Raw genomic sequence first — 19,887 nt, 5'->3', positions numbered from 1 at the left:
TGTATTCTGTAAATAAGATTGGATTGTTTGATGTGCGAGCAAATGTCTGGTAATGCTGCTCGTACTTTATCTCTCGTGATTGAGTCAACATGAAGGTTTTTAAATCCACCATCGGCTTCATCATGGCATGGATCCTGGTGAATGCAGGATTCTTTATCTGCCTTTCATCGAATCATGATAAAACCAAAACCGAAATCATTTTGGCTCCCGAGATTGTCAACGAATTCGAGTCCCTCCCGACTCCAAATCTGACAGATATTTCAAAAGATTCTGTTACTCTCAGAGCAAGGCTTTTGAAACCGGAGAGGGTTGAGAGAAGGAAAGCTTATCCCCTGATTGTGTCCCTGCATGGGGCAGGAGAACGAGGAAATGACAATCGACAACAGCTAAAATTTCTACCTCAGCAAATGGCAAAATCTCCTTGCCGAGAGGCGTTTCCCTGTTTTGTTCTGGCACCGCAATGCCCGCGCGGCATGAACTGGTCGTCGACTGTAATCCAGGATGACACTCCCGCCGGCGAAGATAAATTGCTGCTTGATCAGATTCACGAGTTAATTCTGGACATTTGCAGTAAATATCCCATTGATCAACAGAGGATCTACGTCACAGGATATTCGATGGGAGGCTTCGGGACCTGGAGTATGATTGCCCGTTACCCGGAATTGTTTGCTGCAGCCGTACCGATTTGCGGTGGAGGCAATCCGGAAACAGTATCCAGATTCTCAAAGATGCCCATCTGGATTGCTCACGGAGATGCAGATCAGACCATACCGGTAGCTTCTTCAAGAAGGATGGTTAAGGCACTTCAACAGGTGGGCAGTTCACCAGTTTACGTGGAGTTACGGGGAGTTGCTCATGATAGCTGGACACCTACATACAGTAAGCAGTCCGGAATGATGGAATGGTTATTCAAACAAAGAAGATCGCCGGGCAGTTCTCATTGAACATCTTCTGAACTCACTATCTCAAATGGTCCCAGATCACTTGCCCGGGAAATACCTTCTATCCAATCTTGCAAATTTAATGTCTGTAAATAATTAACCATAATTATTGTTGTACATTGGTAAATGTATTTGTAGCATGAATATTTGTTTGGATGTTGTTTTGTACCGAAGGGTATAGGTTCATGTTCAATCGTAATAACGTTATATATCTGATTTTCAGGTCTTTTTATTGTTGGATTATTCTTCTCAGTTCTCCTGATTTTGAGACTACCTGCCTGCGAGCAGATACAGGCAGCCAGAAGCCAGAATCCAGGGTAGAGAAACCAAGGAGTACCCCTGCCACCAAGACGTCTATGTCCCTGATAAACATTAAAGATTCTTTTCTTGCTCACGATGCTGATGAGAATGGTCAGTTATCCAGATCAGAATTTCTCAAATCGTTTCCTGGACAGAAACAACCTGTCGCTCAGAGAGACTTCAAGCTATTCAATCGTAATGGTGATCAGTCTCTGTCATTTGAGGAATACCGCACAATTCCAGGTCTTGTACCTAAACGATTTCGTGGTTCAATCACTCATCCTTTGGGTACTCATGTTGAAAAACAGACAGACGTCATTAATCAGAACTGGAAGAAGTGGGACACGGATGGAAACGACCGCCTGTCCCCTGAGGAATTCAAGTCGGCGAAACTCGAAGATCAGATCCCAGGCTTACCCCAGACCACTCTGAAAGAATGGGACCGGGATGCTGATGGAACCGTCAGCCGGGAGGACTGCCGTCAAGTGCTGGAAGCGGCTTACGGATTGAGACGCCTGGATGGTCAGCTCCTGGAGTTACCGACCGGTCAGGTGGTTTACTGGTGGCATTTCAAGGATCTGGATCGAGATCGGAATGATCAGCTGAGTCTCAAGGAATTTGTGGCGTACTACAATCGCTTTGGTGAGGATGAAGCGAAGCAGCGATTTAAAAAGTGCGATTCAGATCAAAATCAATCCATCACCTTGAATGAATGGGCGGAGCAACCGGGCTATCTCTTAGATCCAATTTCCGAATTTCGAAACCTGGATCGGAATCTCGATGCCCAGGTAGATCCGCAGGAACTGCTGGAAGGGATCGCTCCGTTTCTGCGTCCACTGGCGCAGTTTACCTTTCCGGGCTTTGACCGGGATCAGAATGGAACGCTTTCTTTAGATGAGTACCGACTGACGCTGGTAGCGAACCGGGTGGAAAACTGGGATGTCACTTCCCGGGATACGGATCATGATGGTCGCCTGAGCCTGCAGGAAATGGCCTGGATCCCCGGACTGGAATTGAGTCTGTTACGTCAGGATTATTTTCAACGGCTGGATCAGAATGAGAACGGCTACCTGGAACTCGATGAGTTCAAAGTGTCGGTCAACGGTGGAAAAGTCCCCCCCGAGATGGCCTTAAAAGCTGGTTTTTACAGCCGGGATGCCAACCGGGACAGACAAGTGACCGAAGAAGAATTCGTGGCCTCGTTCCCAGAAGAGAAGCAGGCAGGAGCCAGACGCGACTTTCATCTGTTTAACCGTGACGGGAATGAACTCATCTCGTTTGAAGAGTATCGCACGATCGCCGGTCTGATCCCTGTCGCTTTACGTCAGGGGTTGCCACATCCTCTGCAAGCTCTGGTAGAGCAACAGTTGGCTGTGGTCGAAAAACACTGGCAGCAGTGGGATCAGGATGGTAATGACACTTTGTCTCCTGAGGAATTCAAGGTTGCGAAACTCGAAGATCATATTTCGGGCTTACCCCAGACCACTTTGAAAGAATGGGACCGTGATGCTGACGGAACCATCAGTCGAGATGACTGCCGTCATGTGCTGGAAGCGGCTTACGGATTAAGACGCCTCGATGGTCAGCCTTTGTACCTTCCCTCGGGACGCATCGTATACTGGTGGCATTTTAAAAATCTGGACCGAGATCACAACGAACAACTGACCTTAGAAGAGTTTCAAAGTTACTACCGGAGATATGGAGAAGAGAAAGGGAAGCAAAGGTTTACCGATGGAGACTCTGACCAGAATCAGACGATCTCACTTCAGGAATGGGCAGAGATGCCCGGTCTGTTGCTCGACCCAATTTCTGAATTTCAACTAATGGATCGCAACCTGGACACCTTTGTGGATCAGGATGAGCTTGTCGAGCAGACCGCAAAATGGTTAGTCCCATTATCTCGTTATACTTTTCCGGGGTTTGATCTGGATCGTGATGGAAAGCTCTCCCTGGACGAATACCGCATGACAATGCCGGTCAATAAGTTGGAGAACTGGTCTGTTACTTCACGTGATTTGGATTTTGATGGGCGTTTGAGCCTGAATGAGATGGCCTGGACTCCCGGACTGGAGTTAAGCCTCTTAAGGCATGAGTACTTTCGACGTCTTGACCTCAATCAGAATGGTTTTCTCGAACTAAATGAATATCAGTTTTCCATCGACAGTAATCGGGTACCGGAGGAGATTGTACTACAGGTTGCATTTGCTTCCAGAGATACTGACAAGGATAGCCGGTTAGATGAAACGGAGTATTTGGCAGCCTTTCCTCAAGAGAAGCAGGCAGAAGCAAAACGTGATTTCAAGCTGTTTAATCTGGATGGTGATGATCATTTATCTGCTCAGGAATTTCGAACGATACCCGGTCAGGTTCCATTGGCTTTACGTGGGGCTTTGCCGCATCCACTGACTCCAATGATTGAAAAGCAGATAGCTCTGATTGAAGAAAACTGGGAGCAGTGGGATCAGGATGGCGATGGCAATCTGTCTGCGAAAGAATATCCATCCACAACATTGAGTACACACCTGCCATGCATCGAATCTCTTGAGCTGCGCGAGTGGGACCATAATTCGGACGGTACCATTGACCTGGAAGAATGTCGAGGGGTGATAACAGCCGCCTATGGATTGCGACGTCTGGATGGCCAGCCTCTTCAGCTTCCCTCGGGGCTTGTTGTCTACTGGTGGCATTTCAAAGATCTAGACCGCGATCACAGTGATGGCTTATCCCTGGCAGAGTTTCAGACCTATTACAACCGGTTTGGTGAAGAGGATGCAAAAACGCGTTTTCAGAAAGGGGATTCGAATCAGGATGAAATGCTCTCACTTAAAGAGTGGGCAGAAATGCCCGGTTTTTTACTCGATCCCGTTTCAGAATTTCGTAAATATGATACCAGCTTTGATGGGAAACTCAGTCAGCAGGAAATCACCGATGGTGTCGCTCCATTTTTGAAGCCGCTGGTCAAAACCATCTTCCCCGGGTTTGATCTCGATAGGGATGGATTTCTTTCACTTGACGAGTACCGCTTAACCATGGTGGCGAATCGAGTGGAAAATTGGATGCTCAGCGCACGAGATCAGGATCATGACGGAAAGTTAAGCCTGTCCGAACTGCCATGGACTCCAGGGCCGGAACTAAGTCTGTTACGTAAGGAGTATTTTGACAGACTGGACCAGAATCGGGATGGTTTTCTTGACCCGAACGAGTTTAACTTTTCCGTTGATGCTAGTAAGACTTCCCCAGAGGTGGCACTCAAAGCCGGGTTCCGCAAACGCGATACTGATCAGGACGGATTTTTGACCCCGTCTGAATTTACGGCTGCATTTCCTGCAGATAAACAACTTGAAGCACGACGGGATTTTCAGCTCTTTGATCGGAATGTGGATCAGAAACTGGCACTTGATGAGTACGCTGCAGTACCGGGGATGGCTCCGAGTCAGCTTCGTGGTGCTTTGTCAAATCCACTGAGCGGCCACGTTGACAGGCTCATGGAGAAGCTTGAAAAAAACTGGAGCCAGTGGGATCAGGATCAAGACGGAATGCTTTCTCCCGATGAGTTTCAGTCAGCAAAACCAGGGAGGCAAATCCCGGGACTGGCGCTTTCTTCCTGGCAGGACTGGGATCGAGATGCAGATGGTAAAATCAGCAAACATGATTGCCGCTGGCTGTTTGAAGCGGGATATGGATTACGTCGCCTGGACGGTCAACTGCTTCACCTGCCAACTGGGCAAATCGTCTACTGGTGGCATTTCAAAGCTTTGGATCGCGATCACAATGATTCACTGACGCTCAAAGAGTTCATGAATTATTATCAGCGACTGGGGGAAGAGGCGGGCAAAAAACTTTTTGATCAAGGGGATGCTGACCAGGATGAAAACATTACACTCAAGGAATGGGCGGAGATGCCCGGGCATCTGCTCGATCCGATTGCCGAATTTCGGAAGATGGATCTCAATCTGGATGCGTCCCTGGACGAAACCGAATTGATGGAAGGCATTGCTCCTTTTCTGCGACCACTGGCAAGCTATACTTTTCCGGGTTTTGACCTGAATCAGGATGGAGTGCTTTCTCTCGATGAATATCGAACATCTCTGCCTGCGAATCGGGTTGAAAACTGGATTTCCTATTCCCGGGACACAGACAAAGACGGACGGGTGACACTGACGGAACTAGGCTGGTCTTCAGGCATGGAATTAAACCTGTTGCGCCAGGAATATTTCGACCGACTGGACGTCAACAAAAATGGCTATCTGGATTTTAACGAGTTCAAATTCACTGCAGATATGAGCAAAGTCCCTAAGGCACTCATCCTGAAACACTGCGACGAAAATCAGGATGGTTCTTTAAACCTCGACGAGGTTCTCAACGCAGAGAAAAACAGCGGCAAAATCAAGCTGGATGGGAGTCCAGAACCGCGCGTCATGCGGATCGAAGAGGCGTTTTATCGAGCAGATGTGAACGGTGACAAACTGATCAGTCTGGTAGAACTGGACACTGAAGCTGGTAATCAGATTCTCGCACCCGATATGTCTTTCAAGACCGGGAACCGCAGCAGTCTCCAGGTGTCAAAAAAGGATGAGGCACCGGAAGGTGAATCAAACATGATGCTTCTCGTTCTGGGGCTGAATGTAGTCCTGGTCCTGGGAGTGATCTTGTTTTTGTTTCGATCTCATTTCAAAAAAGCTTGAACCTGGAGTTCTCCAGATCGTATTGCGGACGGAATCAGTTGTTAGCTGGAATACAGAAAGAGCTCAAGGACTCGCAATGTATCGAGGACAAAGCTGCGTTACAAATCGGTATTCACGACGGGGAATCACCAGACGTGAGGTCATCGTCGTGTCTTGTGTGGCGATCCTGTTGATAGCCATTATTTCGCCTCTTGTGATCTATTCTCGCGAATCATCTCGTCTGCTGCATTGTCAGTCGAATTTGAAACGTCTTGGCACAGGACTCGCGGCATATCATACCACGTATCAATGTCTGCCTCCTGCTGCGATCTGGAGCACGCAATCCATGCATTCGCTCTCTCTGAATATGAGTACGCGTCCTGATCTGTTCACGCATGCTAACTGGGCTTTGATGCTGTTGCCTTTTGTGGGGGAGGAACACCTGGCAGAAAAAATGGATTTTCGCCAGCCCGTCAGCGTCGAACAGAATAGTGCAGTTCGCACGACATTCCTCTCAGTGATGACCTGTCCGGGGGATTCTTTTAATCAGGCTGAGAACCTGCATATTTTTGAACCGGCACCAGGGCAAGCGATCTCTTTTGCGCGAGGGAATTATGCCATCAATGGCGGATCTCATAATATGCGTCTGGTGCCGGGATCAACCACAATTCCGTCAGGAGATGGAGCGCAGTTGAAAATCGACCGGGAAAACAGAGAGTTTCAATATTGGGGAAATGGCGTTGCCGGATTTAATATTTCATTTCGACAGAAAGATTTTGCAAATGGAAGTTCGTCTCTTGTGGTCTTTGATGAAGTGCGTGCTGGTATTCACCCCGTCGACCCTCGAGGTGTCTGGGCTTTCGGTCAGATCGGGGGCAGCGTCACGTGGGCACATGGTGTGAACGGAGATGATTATGGTCCCAATAATCAATGGCCGCGATCTGATGATATTCTCGGGTGTGCGCGCTTGCACAATACCGTTGGGACAGAGACTTTAACAAAAGAAGGAATGCCCTGCGTCTCCTATCTTGATAGTAACACCAACGCTACCGCACGCAGTCTTCACACTGAGGGAGCAAACGTTCTGTTTCTGGATGGCGCCAGTCGTTTTTTATCAAATCAAATTGATCCGGGACTCTGGCATGCAATTCATTCCAGGGAAACCCCTTCAGAATTACTGAACTCCAATGATTTTGATCACCAGCTTGCGACAGAGAATTTTGAAGAGAAAACTGCTTCGTGCGACGAGACAAAAACAACAAAACAGCGGGTTATTGAAAAGCCTACTACGCTGACAAATTCCATCGAGATGCAGTTTGTTCTGGTCCCTGCAGGTACTTTTACCATGGGGATTCCGGACTCTGGGAATGATTTCGATCCACCTCCGGAAACTCCTGCTCACCCTGTCACTCTGACAGATGATTTTCTGTTGGGACAATATGAAGTAACCCAGGAACAGTATTTACGCATTATGGGCAGCAATCCAAGTTATCATCTCCCTGAAAATTCCTCAGGTGATAATATAGCAAATTTTCCTGTCGAACAGGTGACCTGGTATGAGGCACACGATTTTTGCAGACAACTTTCGAATTTACCTGCAGAGCAGATAAAAGGGCGCTCATATCGACTGCCCACTGAAGCTGAATGGGAATATGCCTGCAAGGCTGGATCAGATGAACCATTTAACTGGAGCAGATACCAAAACCGCTCAGGTGGCACTGGTTATGCAGGTGGGATAAGACCGGCACTGCCTGTGACACCCGTCGGCCATTATACAGCAAATTCAATGGGAATCTATGACATGCGAGGCAATGTTTGGGAATGGTGTTCCGACTGGTTTGATCGCGACTACTATCGTCGCTCTCCCCGAGAAAATCCCCGGGGCCCAGCACAGGGATTTATTAAAGTGGTCCGCGGGTCTGACTGGCGCTTTACCGGTGAAACCTGTCGCATCGATTATTCCATGATGCCTCCCTGGAAGGCCAGCCCCTTTGTCGGATTTCGAATAGTTTGTGAATTGCACCAAATACCGGATGAGAATTCGATTCATAATCACGGAGATGTAGCTGATTGAACATGTAAAACGTTCTCAAAGAAAGTAGAACCGATCAAACTATTCAACTGTATCAAGATTCCTTGCTATGGCCATTCCAGAATCCACTCTCCAAAACACGACTTCCACAAGAGCATATTCGGAACTCTGGTGGCTGATCCCAATCGTGGTTCTGACTGTTTTTCTCAGAATCCAAAACCTGTCAGAGGTGGGCTACCTGTTTGACGAAAGTTTCAGCCTGCAAATGGTCCAGTTCCCTTTTCAGGAAATGATGGAACGGATCCCTGAAGATATCAGCCCACCTATGTTCTATTTCACGCTGAAAGCCTGGATAGGGTTATTCGGTGATTCCCTGTTCTCAACACGCATGTTGAGCGTCGCACTGGGCACAATTACGGTCTTAGGGGTCTATTTCCTAGCCTATGAAGCGTACCGAAAACCAGGAGATGCCAGCTCAGAAAAACAGGCACGATTTATCGCTATTACCGCTGCTTTATTGACGGCGCTCTGCCCACTGCATATCACCTGGTCTCAACGTATTCGCATGTATTCTCTGGGGACCACATTGGCAGTACTGTCGAGCTTGTTTCTCTTTCGTGCACTGAAGCGTCCTCAAGGGAGCACACGTGACTGGGGCTTGTTTACGCTAACGGGAATCTTACTGATTTACACTCACTATTTTGGACTGTTTACGCTGGCCGTCGAATTCGGGTTTGCACTTGGATATCTGCTATTGAATTCCACAGAGAAAAAGTGGACACATCGACTAAACCATATATGGCCTTTGGTTCTTTCTGCCTTCGCAATCTGGTTAGTCTGGTCTCCCTGGATCCCACAGTTTTTGTACCAGCGATCGCATGTTAGTCAGACTTTCTGGAGTAGTCCACTTACGTGGGATCGCTTTGGTTCACAAATCGCCCTGCTGTTCGATTTGATTTTATGGTTGAGCAATGCGCCACAGAAAGGTTTGCTTGCTGCAGAGATCGGCTTTGTCTTGCTGGTGATCCTGGTAATGGGACGTCGTCCGGCTGATATTTATATTGCGCTAGCAGCAAGTGTCCCCATTTTGATTGCTGTCATCATTTCAAAAATATCTCGCAGTGTATTTGCATATCGCTATTTGCAATTCGCACAGATTTTCATGTTAATCGCCATAGCTGTTCTGCTCTCTCGTCTCCCAGTGAAACCACTCCGGTTGAGTATGGCTGTTCTCGTCATATCAGGTATGGGATTCCTCGCCTGGAAGCATCATGAGGTCAGACAAAAACATGCTCTTTTACCTGGTATGGAAACGGCAATTGCCCGTTTTGAACAGTCTCGGAGGGCGGACGAAAAACTGATCTGCTGTAACCCCATGTTATTTACTTCTGCTAATGCATATTCCCGAGACAGGTATACAATTTTTGTAGATGGTTCGCCAGACAGGTATCCCTATTATCAGGGGACAGCGGTCATTCGAAAAAATGAATATCTTGCACCCGCTGAATATCTTGGTGAAGACAGTAACGCATTCTGGACTCTGGATGCTCAACGCTGGTTCAATGGTACCTGGGAAGTTCATGTACCGACTGGCTGGAGAAAGGCAGGGGAAATGCATTTTCCTGAATTTTATGCAGATCTCATTTTGCGGTTATATGTTCGTGAAGACAAACCGCAGGCTCAGCAAACACTACTTCTCCAATAAGGGAGGTGGGAAATGCTGATGTTGAGAACGACACCAAATTTAGTAGTGTGAAGTAAAAGAATAAGTGCAGCGGAGTATAAAAATTAAATCATTCGAACTACTTCTGACAGGTAAATTCCTTATCCGGGAAAGAATCAGGTATGGGAAAAATTAATGCAATCAGAGCTAACTTCCAATACTGATAGAACAAAACACAGATTAACTCCTGCGGTCGGGATGCTACTGGTTGTTCTATTGATTGCTATGATTTTTAGGGTGCATCGAATTTCAGACATGAGTTTCTGGTTTGATGAAAGTTTCTGTCTCAAAATGGCAGAGTTCCCCATTTCCGATTTGTGGGTCCATGCAAAGGAAGATCCGCATCCACCATTATTTTACTTCATCCTGAAGTACTGGATAATGCTGTTTGGCTCATCGACCTTGGCCACCAGGCTGGCCAGTTTCATCCCGGGTATCTTGTCCATCATTGGGATTTATCTTGTAGTAAAAGAAGCATATCGCGACCCACAAACAGGAAACTGTAGTTCCTCCGTGAATTCGGCTGCCGTCGTAGCCGCTGCTCTGGTCGCGTTGAGCCCACTCCACATATTATGGTCATACCAGGTGCGGATGTACGCGGCAGGCACTGCTCTGGCTGCTTTTTCAAGCTGGTTTCTGCTTAAGGTCCTGCGACGAGAACCCTCACGCAAACGTGACTGGTATTTTTTCACAATGACTGCGATCGCCCTGGTTTACACTCATAATTTCGGGCTGTTCGTAGTCACAGCGCAATATCTCTTTGCAGCCGGTTATCTGTTGCTATATCACCGTGCTGCGAGTTTGTCACAAGCGGGCTCCCGGCTTATGCCGCTTTTGATCTCAGCGGCAGGCACTCTTCTCGCCTGGCTGCCCTGGCTGCCTTCGTTTCTCCATCAGAGAGAACTTGTTGTCGAGGGCTTCTGGACGAAACCATTCAGTTGGGAGACAGCGGGAGCGACACTCTTTGATATGTTTGGCTTTGATCAGGCAATAAATATGACTCCGGTCATTGGTCTGATCGCAGGTCAGATCATGGTATTGATTCTATTGTTGCTAGCATTCGGGCGTCGTCCGGGGGACTATTTTCTAGCTCTGATAGCCGGTTTCCCATTTGTAGCTGGAATTCTCGTTTCCATCTTTTCACGGAATATCTTCAATGATCGCTATTTCATGTTCAATCAGATCTTTCTTTTTGCTGCGCTGGCTGTATTAATCAGTCGTATCAGCTTGAAACCGGCTCAATTCTGCCTGTATGGAATCTGCATCGCAGGGACCGGTTTTCTGGCTTATGAACAATGGCTCAATCGTGAAGCAGATTTCAAACTGCCTGCCATTCAGGGCGCCATGGCGAGTATTGAAGAACGTCGGAAACCAGGGGAACTGCTTCTCGTGTGCGATCCTGCGATTTATGTATCTGTGATCGCCCATGCCAGAGAACGCGGAGATATTTTCACGTTTCATCCGGGTGAAGACTATCCCTTTACGCACGGAGCTGCGGCCATGCGGGAAGATGAATATTTACGATCACAGGAAATTGCCCAACGGAGGGATCCCTGGATCTGGGCTTTTGATGCTGACTCTTATCGTTGGAGAGTTCCGGTTCCGCCTGGCTACCGATTAGTGGGGGAAAATTCGTTTCCTGGTTTCCGAGCGAAATATGCAGTAAGACTCTATTCACGAGCAACCGAAGTGACAGCAAAACCAAAGTCAAATTGAACTACAATTTCACACTGGAATCAACTCGTAACACTAACTCAGGACGATCAATATGATCTATCAGTCTTGTTTCCAGCCAGATCATAGCTTTGATCCTTCGATGTTTTCGGGGTTAGATTCAGAGTCAGGGTTCAATGCTGCTTTAACCGCATTCTGTCCGGAACTCCTGAACCCCGAAATCCACAAGCAGATACCGCATTTCGCGGAATTACTGTATTTATGGAGAAGCTCACCCAAGGATCAACATGATTGGATCGGATATTTTACAGGGAGTCTGCAAGAGACTCCTGAAGATCTTTTCCCTGAGGAAATCGAAATTGAAGCGTTACTCGAAAAAAACGTAATCCTCTCCGGATCCAAAATCAGCTCCCATCTGGGGCTTGCCTCCCAGTCAGAAAAAATGTATCCCGGCATCACCTCATACATTATGAGTCTGTTTGCTGATCTGCAGGAAGAGATTCCAGGAGATTATTTTGAACTGAAAGAAGGCTTTACTGTTGGAACCTTAATTATGCAGAAAGCAGCATTCCATCAGTTCATGGAATGGATCTACCGGTTTATCCAGTTCAGCTTCGAGAAAATAAATTCAGCGGAATTTCTGATCCGGAATCCAGAAAAAGGGATTGAGGTTGTTGTAAACAGCTTATTTATCATCTGGTATCTGAAAAAGAATTGCACAATTTATGATCTAAATTCCAGAACGAGTTATGTAGGGGGAAGATATGAAACCCAGACATCTCAGATTCAGGTTTCATTGGGATGTGTCAGTTATAACAGACAGGCAGATCAGAACCTGCTGGAAGCATCACGTACAGGCAGAATTGCCAGCGGGAGATTCGTGGAAGAACTTGAACATAAATTTGCTGAAAAACTGAATGCGAAACACGCAATTGCAGTCTGCAATGGTACGATGGCCGATGCAGTTGCATTATCCGCGATCTCAGTAAAAACAGGCTTCAACAATGTCATTGTGCCGTCCCTGACCTTCATTGCCCAGGCTAATGCCATAAGACATGCGGGGCTGAATCCCCTGTTCGTCGATGTGGGAACTGATGGATTAATGGAACATGTCGTGGACTTAGCAGAACGCAACCAGGCCATTCTCTACCCAGTCCATCTGATGGGGAAGGTCTGTCGTTGGGTAAGCCAGCTCCAGAGCTCTCTACCCGTACTGGAAGACGCATGCGAAGCTTTAGGAAGTCAGTTTGAGGGGCGATATGCAGGTACCATGGGGATGGCAGGTACTTTCTCCATGTATGTGTCTCATTCCTTTACCTCTGGGGAAGGGGGAATGATTGTTACTAATGATGATGAAATCGCAGAACTTTGCAAATCAATCCGTGCACATGGACGCTTGGGAGACAATGTAAATGAACGTTTTTGCTTTCCCAGATTGGGCTTTAATGCAAAAATGTCAAACATCCAGGCTGCATACGCAACTGCGCATATTGATGATTTTGAAGAGATGATTCAAAAAAGGAAGCAGGTCGTCAGGCAGTTAGCAGACCGATTGGGAGACGATTTTGAAATTGCGACGAACGATATTGTCGCTCATGGCTTTCCGATAAGATATGCTGACAAAATGTCACGCGATCGTGCTTTGGAAGAGATCAGTAAATCTGGTATTGAGTGTCGCCCCCTGTTTTCCAATATTGCTCGAGAACATTTTTGCACAAATTCAGAATTCCCGAATGCGGAAGCGATTTCATCGCAATATCTGTATGTGCCTTGCCATCAGCAAATCGGTAAAAATGATATCGAACGTATCTACAGGTCTGTTTCGAGTTCACGCAATCTTTAGCTCAAGGACATTAATTGTATAATTATCTGTTATCGCTATCGAGCTAAAAAATAAGGAACTTCCATCTGATGGCGAAAGAGATTAAGTATGACCTTCGGGTCCTGAAACTGATTGATATAGAAACCATCATAATGTTCATTCCGGTAGAAACACCAATAAGGTATTGCTACCGTTCTCTGAAGAGAACCAGCCATATACCTTAATTGAGTGATAATGCTGTAAGCTTCTATGCTTTATGCCCTTAGAACATCGCTGTTTACTGGATGATGTTTTAGAAATGCTATTGTTTTACTCTTCGAGTCCATTAAGCAATTGGCAGGGGCAGGCTTCCGCTGATTTAACGATTCACTATTTCTGGGTAACCTCGTCCTTCGAATTGTGTACGGGGTTCATCTCTATTCACGGAATAAAAGTATTTTGATTTCGCTTACAGCAAGAACGTAATCAGCATGTGTAGATTAAAGTGATGAGATACTGATTTTCCAGCTTTCCGCGAAAACGAATAATAAAACAGACACCACAAGTGTCCCGAGATGCCATACGTTTTCTGGGAAACATCTTTCGGCCGTTTCCCAGATTTCAACAACAGAAAGACAGCAAAACTGGAGAAATATCACTTCATTTTAGACACGGGGAATCGCAGTAGTTACAATTATGGACAATCTATACTTGGAGCGGTTCTAGTCTGATCCATATGGGAAATCCCGGATAGAATTAATAAGCGACTTATGTCCTCAACTCACCATTTTAGTGTATTCGTAGCCTTTTCCAAATTGATTCGTTCTGTTTACACAATCACTGAGTGAATAGATAGTGACATGACAACAGTAAAAATTTGCTGGGAATGTAGCGGTGAGAACCCCATTATGATGCAATCGAACTGTTTCTCACTCACGGTGCGGATCATACGATAACGAACATCGACAGGTATTTTCCACGAGACCGAATTTGTACTGCGGAGACAAAAATTATCTTGATGTGCGATGGCCATGTGCAAAGGGAAAGTCGATGAACAATGCCATACTCCGGAGTGGCGGTGGCCAGCGTTTTATGGAATCAAAGTCAACTCACGCCACCCGGTGATGGCGGTCTTTAACGGACTTAGCTTTAATGACGAAACCTCGCCCTTCCATGTTCATCGGTTCCTCTGCCGAAGGTCTACCTGTCGCAGAGGCGATTCAGATAAATCTGGATTATGCATGTGAGGTAACGATTTGGTCACAAGGAGTTTTCGGTCTTGGGCAGGGCACTCTTGAATCATTAGTTGACCGACTTGAAGGGTTTGATTTTGCAGCACTTGTGCTAACGCCTGACGATATTACTATTTCCCGTGACGAAGAACTACAATCGCCCCGTGATAATGTCTTGCTTGAGATTGGGCTATTTATTGGTGCGCTCGGACGTGAGCGAACATTCACAGTTTATGATCGAAAAACGCCAATGAAGCTACCGTCCGACCTCGCTGGCGTTACTCCGGCGACGTATGAAATTCACTCCAGCGGTAACTTACAATCCTCGTTGGGCGCAGCCTCGACACTAATTAAGGGGACAATCGAAAACCTGGGGAAACGAACACCGAAAATCACTGGCAAAGTTGACGAGTATACAACGTTTCAAATCATCCACGATTTACTTGATAGTGCTGCTGAACAATTCTTGATATTCATGCACGAAACTGAAAAAACACTCTATCGCATGCCAAGGATGGGTTTAGGTTCGGGTATTAAATTCGAATATTCACTTAAGAATCGTGCCGGTGGTCAGGGAGAATTCTCGATTGACGAACTATGCAACAAACTGCCAGACGCTGACCTGCTCCAAGCTGACTTGCGAAATAATGTGTCATTAACTGACCGTGGGAAAAAATTTGCTCAATGGCTCGTGGACAATGGTCACAAATCCGACTACTTTCGATCGGACGTCGGTTCTTGGGGTGAACTTCCTGCGAGTGGCGGATTTCCGTGGCCTCGCGCGCATGCACCGTCTTGGGTTGATGCAAACATAATACCTGAACCTAAAAATGAATAGAATGAATGACGGATGTCGTCCGATAACGATGCGCAGACAGAAAAAGGACTCAATAACGAAATGAAAGAAATAAAACGAAAAATAGACACTTATGGTCTGACAAAACCATTTGAACTCACATATGAAGACAGACTAGTGGCATTTCTGGATCTACTCGGTTTTTCTAATATGGTCCAGGAACGTCGGGACGATGATGTTGAATTTGTCGTAAACCTCATACCCGACATGCTTCGGACTAACCAAGTGAATATTCTGCGGGACGACCTGCAAATTACAAATATCAGTGACTCGATTATAGTGTCCGTCAAGGCAAAGTCTGATGAGATTCTCAAGGACTTATTCAACCTCTGCGTGATAATCGGCAACCTCCAACATGAATTAGCTCTAAACGGATACTACATGCGTGGCGGCATATCCGTAGGCAAGCTTGTTCATGACTCCGAAAGAAATCTCATCGTTGGCCCGGCATATATTCAGGCATATTTGCTTGAAAGCAAACAGAGTATTGTCCCCCGAGTTGTAATAGGGAAAGAGGTTGAGGAGTTCTATGGGAAGAACTTTAAGCAAATGGCAGAGATCCTAAACAACGATTTCACCGAATTCTATTACAAAGGAAAACTTATCACGAGCTATTCTTCAGGCCATCCGTTGTGGGTCGGCGACCCCGAGATCTTCGTTGATTATCTTTCTACATTTGTGGGTAGGGAGAAAGCCGGGTTTAAGGGCACAATTTGCCGTTTCGGAGAGCACCTAGAGAAAGCACTCAATAGTGGCGTTGCGTGTGAAAAATACCAATGGCTCGCTTTGTACGCTCTGGAAACAGTTGACTCGTCGGACAACGATATCAACGACGAGGGACGCTCTTGCATGGAACGAATCCGGACAATGCTCGCAGCACCGCCCGCTTCCTCCGATTGAGCCCGTGTATATGAAAGAAACACCAACTCGTTATTCGCGCAGGACTAACCGACATGTGTCAGTAGATGTCCGTTGCTAATAGATGAGACAATCGAGAACGGCAATGGACTGAACGGTAATGATTACTATTCTCTTGCGAGAGTGTGGATTCTGTCAGCGAAAGTCGTCGTTTCGCTGACATTCACTCAGTTCACCAGTTAACAGTTTCGCGTCACTTCGATCCGATCTTAAATTGATCCATACGAGTCCGCACTTTTAATTTAGTTCGCGGAACTCATCAAATGCTGGACAGCAAACGTAAACGAATAATAAAACGGACAATAGAAGTGCCCCAAGAAACCAGACGTTTTCTCGGAAACATCTTTCAGCCGGTTCGACTCATCGGTCGTTTCACCGAAGCATATTCACGTGATGTCAATTGATACTAGGAAGAATTCCTGATAGATTTCAACAGAATTAAGCTCTGTCTATCAATAGTTATGTCGCTTGGGCGACCGATGAATGAATTCTCCAAAAAGTCGCCACAACGCAACATCGATCCTAGGGTTCGATTGATAATCGGCTATGTCTTGTTCGGGCTCGGTGCCATTGTGGCGATGCCAATCGTCCAGATTTCCCGCTCGACCGGGCGGTTCGATGACGTTATTGCGCTACAACAGCTCGTCTGGCTCATCCCGTTTGTTGTGCTGATTTCATGGCTTGCAATTTCAACTTTAAAAACTGCAAACTCCACCGTTCAATTTGCTTTGGCGGTCCTTTTATTGATTCTTATTGTCGGATTCACCGGATTGATGTGGTCGCAATGGAATCGGATCTGAATTGTTGAAGATGTCCTTGAATTTATCGCACTTAACTCGATAATGTCACTGTCGGAAACGGAGTGCGCTGTCAACGCATGCACACTTTGAGCTGCCAACCAATTAATCGTGAACTCCTAGATCGCGACATAACAAATAAGAATTTGACATCGCGTAGTGACGCAGGAATGGAGCCGATGTTCAAGTTCTCTATTCAACTAAGTGATGAACCGAAGTCGCGGTAGCCGGGCGACTTTAAATGGACAACCTACTTCTGCGACTCGGTTATCGCGGACGTTAGCCGACAATCCCATCCAATATGGCATTTCCTCCCGACATCTCAGTTGAATTTCGCGATCTGGACTGTGATGAGTATGTCTACCACTACACTTCGCGTGATACGGCCCTCGAGCACATTCTCACTGGAGCCTCAATTCGACTCGGACTGCTTCGAAACACAAATGACCCGCGAGAGAACCGAACGTGGTCATTCGGTATCTCAGCCACGAATCCTCCTGATCCGCCCAAAAGCAACCCGGAATGCCAGGAATGGCTCGGCGAAACTAGGCAAACGCTTGAGCGCGCACAGGAGATTATCCAAGAAAAGTGCAAGCTATTTTGTGTCACGATGGATGATCCATCGTATTCTGCCTTCGCGGATGGTCTTACGGATGCAAAGCGAGGATTTGGTCACTCACGAATGTGGGCTCAATACGGTGATAGTCACAAGGGGATATGCTTGATATTCCGCAAGGTGAACTTGGACGAAGCAATCAACAACGCATTTGCAACGACTCACACGATCTACAAAGGCCCAGTCGAATACTCGGACAACGTCGGTCAACAATTGATGGCGTACGCGCTGAGGCAGGAAGACATTGACCATCACGGGGTCGAAAACTGCTTGGTAACCCAGCGTGAGCGGTACCACAAAACTTTCTTCTTCTCTAAGGCGCTTGATTGGCAACAGGAATTTGAGTATCGCTGGATTGCAATTGGTGGGATGAACGAACCCGAATTCGTACCGATCACATCTGCAATCGCGGGTGTTGTTGTCGGGGTGGATTTCCCAGACGTCTATCTTCCAAGTCTGCTGAAACTCTGTGAGGCACTTGAAATACCGGCTGCACGAATCGGATGGAAAAATGGAATCCCCCGATTGAAGCATCGTTATATCTAGGTCGCCTACAGGAGGTACTTTGTCACAGGCTGATGCCCAGAAGGTAAACTCGCTGAATGCTCATGGTGGTGCGCAAATAGCATTCGAAAAAAACTTCATATTTGAAGTTGCAAGAAAATTACATCCTATTGTAAAGCAGGCCACAGAAGGTCTGGGGAATGCCTTTAAGCAAAAGCTTCTCCCAAATCTAGATCAAGCTCAGGTTGATAAGTTTTTTGAGGTAAAGTCTAGTGTCGCTTCTTGGCGGTGATAGGCATGAATAAGTGCAGCCAGGGACAAATCTACGCTTCGTTTCGGTTTATTCCAAAGTACGGCGTGAGCCTCCACCTACTGACCACTGTTGTCGCATCAACTCATCCGTATTTCATTTCGAAATTCCGAGAAAGCTACCCATTTCGCTGACACGTTAATTCGGTCTCAGGAGTCCGTATCTAATCTACAGTGAAATCGAATCAAAACAGAACCCCCGACAAATACGCCATAATTAGTTCGCGAAAGTCGTTGTTTGCCGTACAGCAATCGAAAACGAATAATAAAACGGACACTACAAATATCCCTAGAAGCCATAGGTTTTCTCGGAAACCTCTTTTGGTTGGTTCACCGAAGCGAGTTTACATTAAGCTCAACTGCTGCTGCATCTGCTCAGTGGGTTAAGGCAGACTGTAGTGGTCATGTTGCGTGATCCTGATAGAGAGGAGAGGAGAGGATCAAAATCCGCTGTAATTTCGTTCTTCCATGAACAACCCTCGGACTAATACAATATGTTCACATGGCGTCAGTTGATAATAAACAGAAATTCTGATAGATTCAGTTAAATGAAACTATGTTCATTGGCCGTTGAGGTGACAGGGTGAATGTATGCACTACGTAACCGGTGTTCCCGTTCTATCCGGCGACATCATCTGGCAACTAGGCGAAAACCACTTCGATGGCGAAGACGGGATCTGTGTTTCCTTCTCGCTGCATTCATTTCGCGAGCAATACCAAAGGCGACAAGCCTTTCGTGCGATCGAACGCATTCTTACGGAAAACAACGTCGAATGGATAATTCCCGACCGAGAGAACTGGCGTATTGATGTTCTAAAGCTCTATGAGGCTTTTCCCGATCTTCCGAAATTCGCATGGCTTTCTGGTACTGTCGCTGTGGTGCCTGAATTTGAGCAAACCGAGCGTGATTCTTTTGGTACACCGTCTTTTGACGCTGCAATACGCCTTTACCTCACAGAGCGAGAACTTGTTCATATGCCCCCACACTTTCAAGAACCTGTCGAGATTAACGACAGCATTCGTCGGTTTCGTAAAGACCATCCTAAACCCGAAAACGTCGCATTCCTTATGATGCGATTTGGAAATACTCAGGCGCATGATGACATTGTCACTGGAATTCGCGATGTTTTTTCCGGTCACGGAATCAGCGTACTACGCGCGGACGACAAGCAGTATCACGACGACCTGCTTCCGAACATCCTCACATATATTTATGGGTCGTCATTTGGTATTGCGGTATTCGAGCGTTTGGAGGGTGATGATTTCAATCCAAACGTCTCACTGGAGGTAGGATATATGTTCGCACTAAAGAAACCCGTTTGTCTCGTGAAAGATCAAACCCTAAAGACACTGCACACTGACCTTGTTGGGAAGCTATACCGGCCTTTCGACCCGCAAAACGCTAAAGAGTCGATCAAGTCTCCCATCGAACAATGGGCGACCGACAAGGGAATTATAACGGGATAACAAACCCCTGCACACGGAGCCGCGGATCTCGCGTTTTGTAGAATCGAAGTCAT

12 protein-coding genes are annotated in these 19,887 nt (G+C 46.6%); all 12 read left to right on the top strand.

Annotated elements, in window-relative coordinates; translation table 11 throughout:
• Nucleotides 1-89: 89 nt before the first annotated feature.
• Nucleotides 90-944: a carboxylesterase family protein gene (locus F1728_RS24485; protein WP_155366274.1), complete on the top strand. Its 855-nt coding sequence runs from the start codon at nucleotides 90-92 to the stop codon at nucleotides 942-944.
• 152 nt (nucleotides 945-1,096) lie between these two features.
• A complete protein-coding gene (locus F1728_RS24480; RefSeq protein ID WP_155366273.1) occupies nucleotides 1,097-5,926 on the top strand; it encodes a hypothetical protein in 4,830 nt (1,609 codons plus the stop codon).
• A 76-nt stretch (nucleotides 5,927-6,002) separates the two neighbouring features.
• Nucleotides 6,003-7,979: an SUMF1/EgtB/PvdO family nonheme iron enzyme gene (locus F1728_RS24475; RefSeq protein ID WP_155366272.1), complete on the top strand. Its 1,977-nt coding sequence runs from the start codon at nucleotides 6,003-6,005 to the stop codon at nucleotides 7,977-7,979.
• A gap of 67 nt (nucleotides 7,980-8,046) precedes the next feature.
• Entirely contained in the window at nucleotides 8,047-9,642 is a 1,596-nt protein-coding gene (locus F1728_RS24470) for a glycosyltransferase family 39 protein (RefSeq protein ID WP_155366271.1), read from the top strand.
• A gap of 153 nt (nucleotides 9,643-9,795) precedes the next feature.
• Entirely contained in the window at nucleotides 9,796-11,376 is a 1,581-nt protein-coding gene (locus F1728_RS24465) for a glycosyltransferase family 39 protein (protein WP_155366270.1), read from the top strand.
• Nucleotides 11,377-11,428: 52 nt separating this feature from the next.
• Nucleotides 11,429-13,177 carry a DegT/DnrJ/EryC1/StrS family aminotransferase gene (locus F1728_RS24460; RefSeq protein ID WP_155366269.1) on the top strand — a complete coding sequence of 583 codons (1,749 nt, stop codon included), beginning with the start codon at nucleotides 11,429-11,431 and terminating at the stop codon, nucleotides 13,175-13,177.
• Nucleotides 13,178-14,287: 1,110 nt separating this feature from the next.
• Nucleotides 14,288-15,205, top strand: a complete 918-nt coding sequence (locus F1728_RS24455; protein ID WP_155366268.1) for a TIR domain-containing protein — start codon at nucleotides 14,288-14,290, stop codon at nucleotides 15,203-15,205.
• 12 nt (nucleotides 15,206-15,217) lie between these two features.
• Complete coding sequence (locus F1728_RS24450) at nucleotides 15,218-16,123, top strand: hypothetical protein (RefSeq protein ID WP_155366267.1); 906 nt, start codon at nucleotides 15,218-15,220, stop codon at nucleotides 16,121-16,123.
• Nucleotides 16,124-16,620: 497 nt separating this feature from the next.
• A complete protein-coding gene (locus tag F1728_RS24445; protein WP_155366266.1) occupies nucleotides 16,621-16,941 on the top strand; it encodes a hypothetical protein in 321 nt (106 codons plus the stop codon).
• A gap of 298 nt (nucleotides 16,942-17,239) precedes the next feature.
• Nucleotides 17,240-18,100 carry a DUF2971 domain-containing protein gene (locus F1728_RS24440; protein ID WP_155366265.1) on the top strand — a complete coding sequence of 287 codons (861 nt, stop codon included), beginning with the start codon at nucleotides 17,240-17,242 and terminating at the stop codon, nucleotides 18,098-18,100.
• A gap of 19 nt (nucleotides 18,101-18,119) precedes the next feature.
• Nucleotides 18,120-18,350 (top strand): hypothetical protein, encoded by a 231-nt coding sequence (locus tag F1728_RS24435; RefSeq protein ID WP_155366264.1) that lies wholly within the window; start codon nucleotides 18,120-18,122, stop codon nucleotides 18,348-18,350.
• A 608-nt stretch (nucleotides 18,351-18,958) separates the two neighbouring features.
• The gene (locus F1728_RS24430) at nucleotides 18,959-19,834 is read left to right on the top strand and encodes a hypothetical protein (RefSeq protein ID WP_155366263.1); all 876 of its coding nucleotides are present in this window, start codon (nucleotides 18,959-18,961) and stop codon (nucleotides 19,832-19,834) included.
• Nucleotides 19,835-19,887 lie beyond the last annotated feature (53 nt).

It is taken from the genome of Gimesia benthica (assembly GCF_009720525.1).
In the GTDB taxonomy this organism is placed as follows: Bacteria; Planctomycetota; Planctomycetia; order Planctomycetales; family Planctomycetaceae; genus Gimesia; species Gimesia benthica.
Note: the sequence above shows the minus strand (reverse complement) of the source record. Positions and strands in the feature narration are given on the sequence as shown.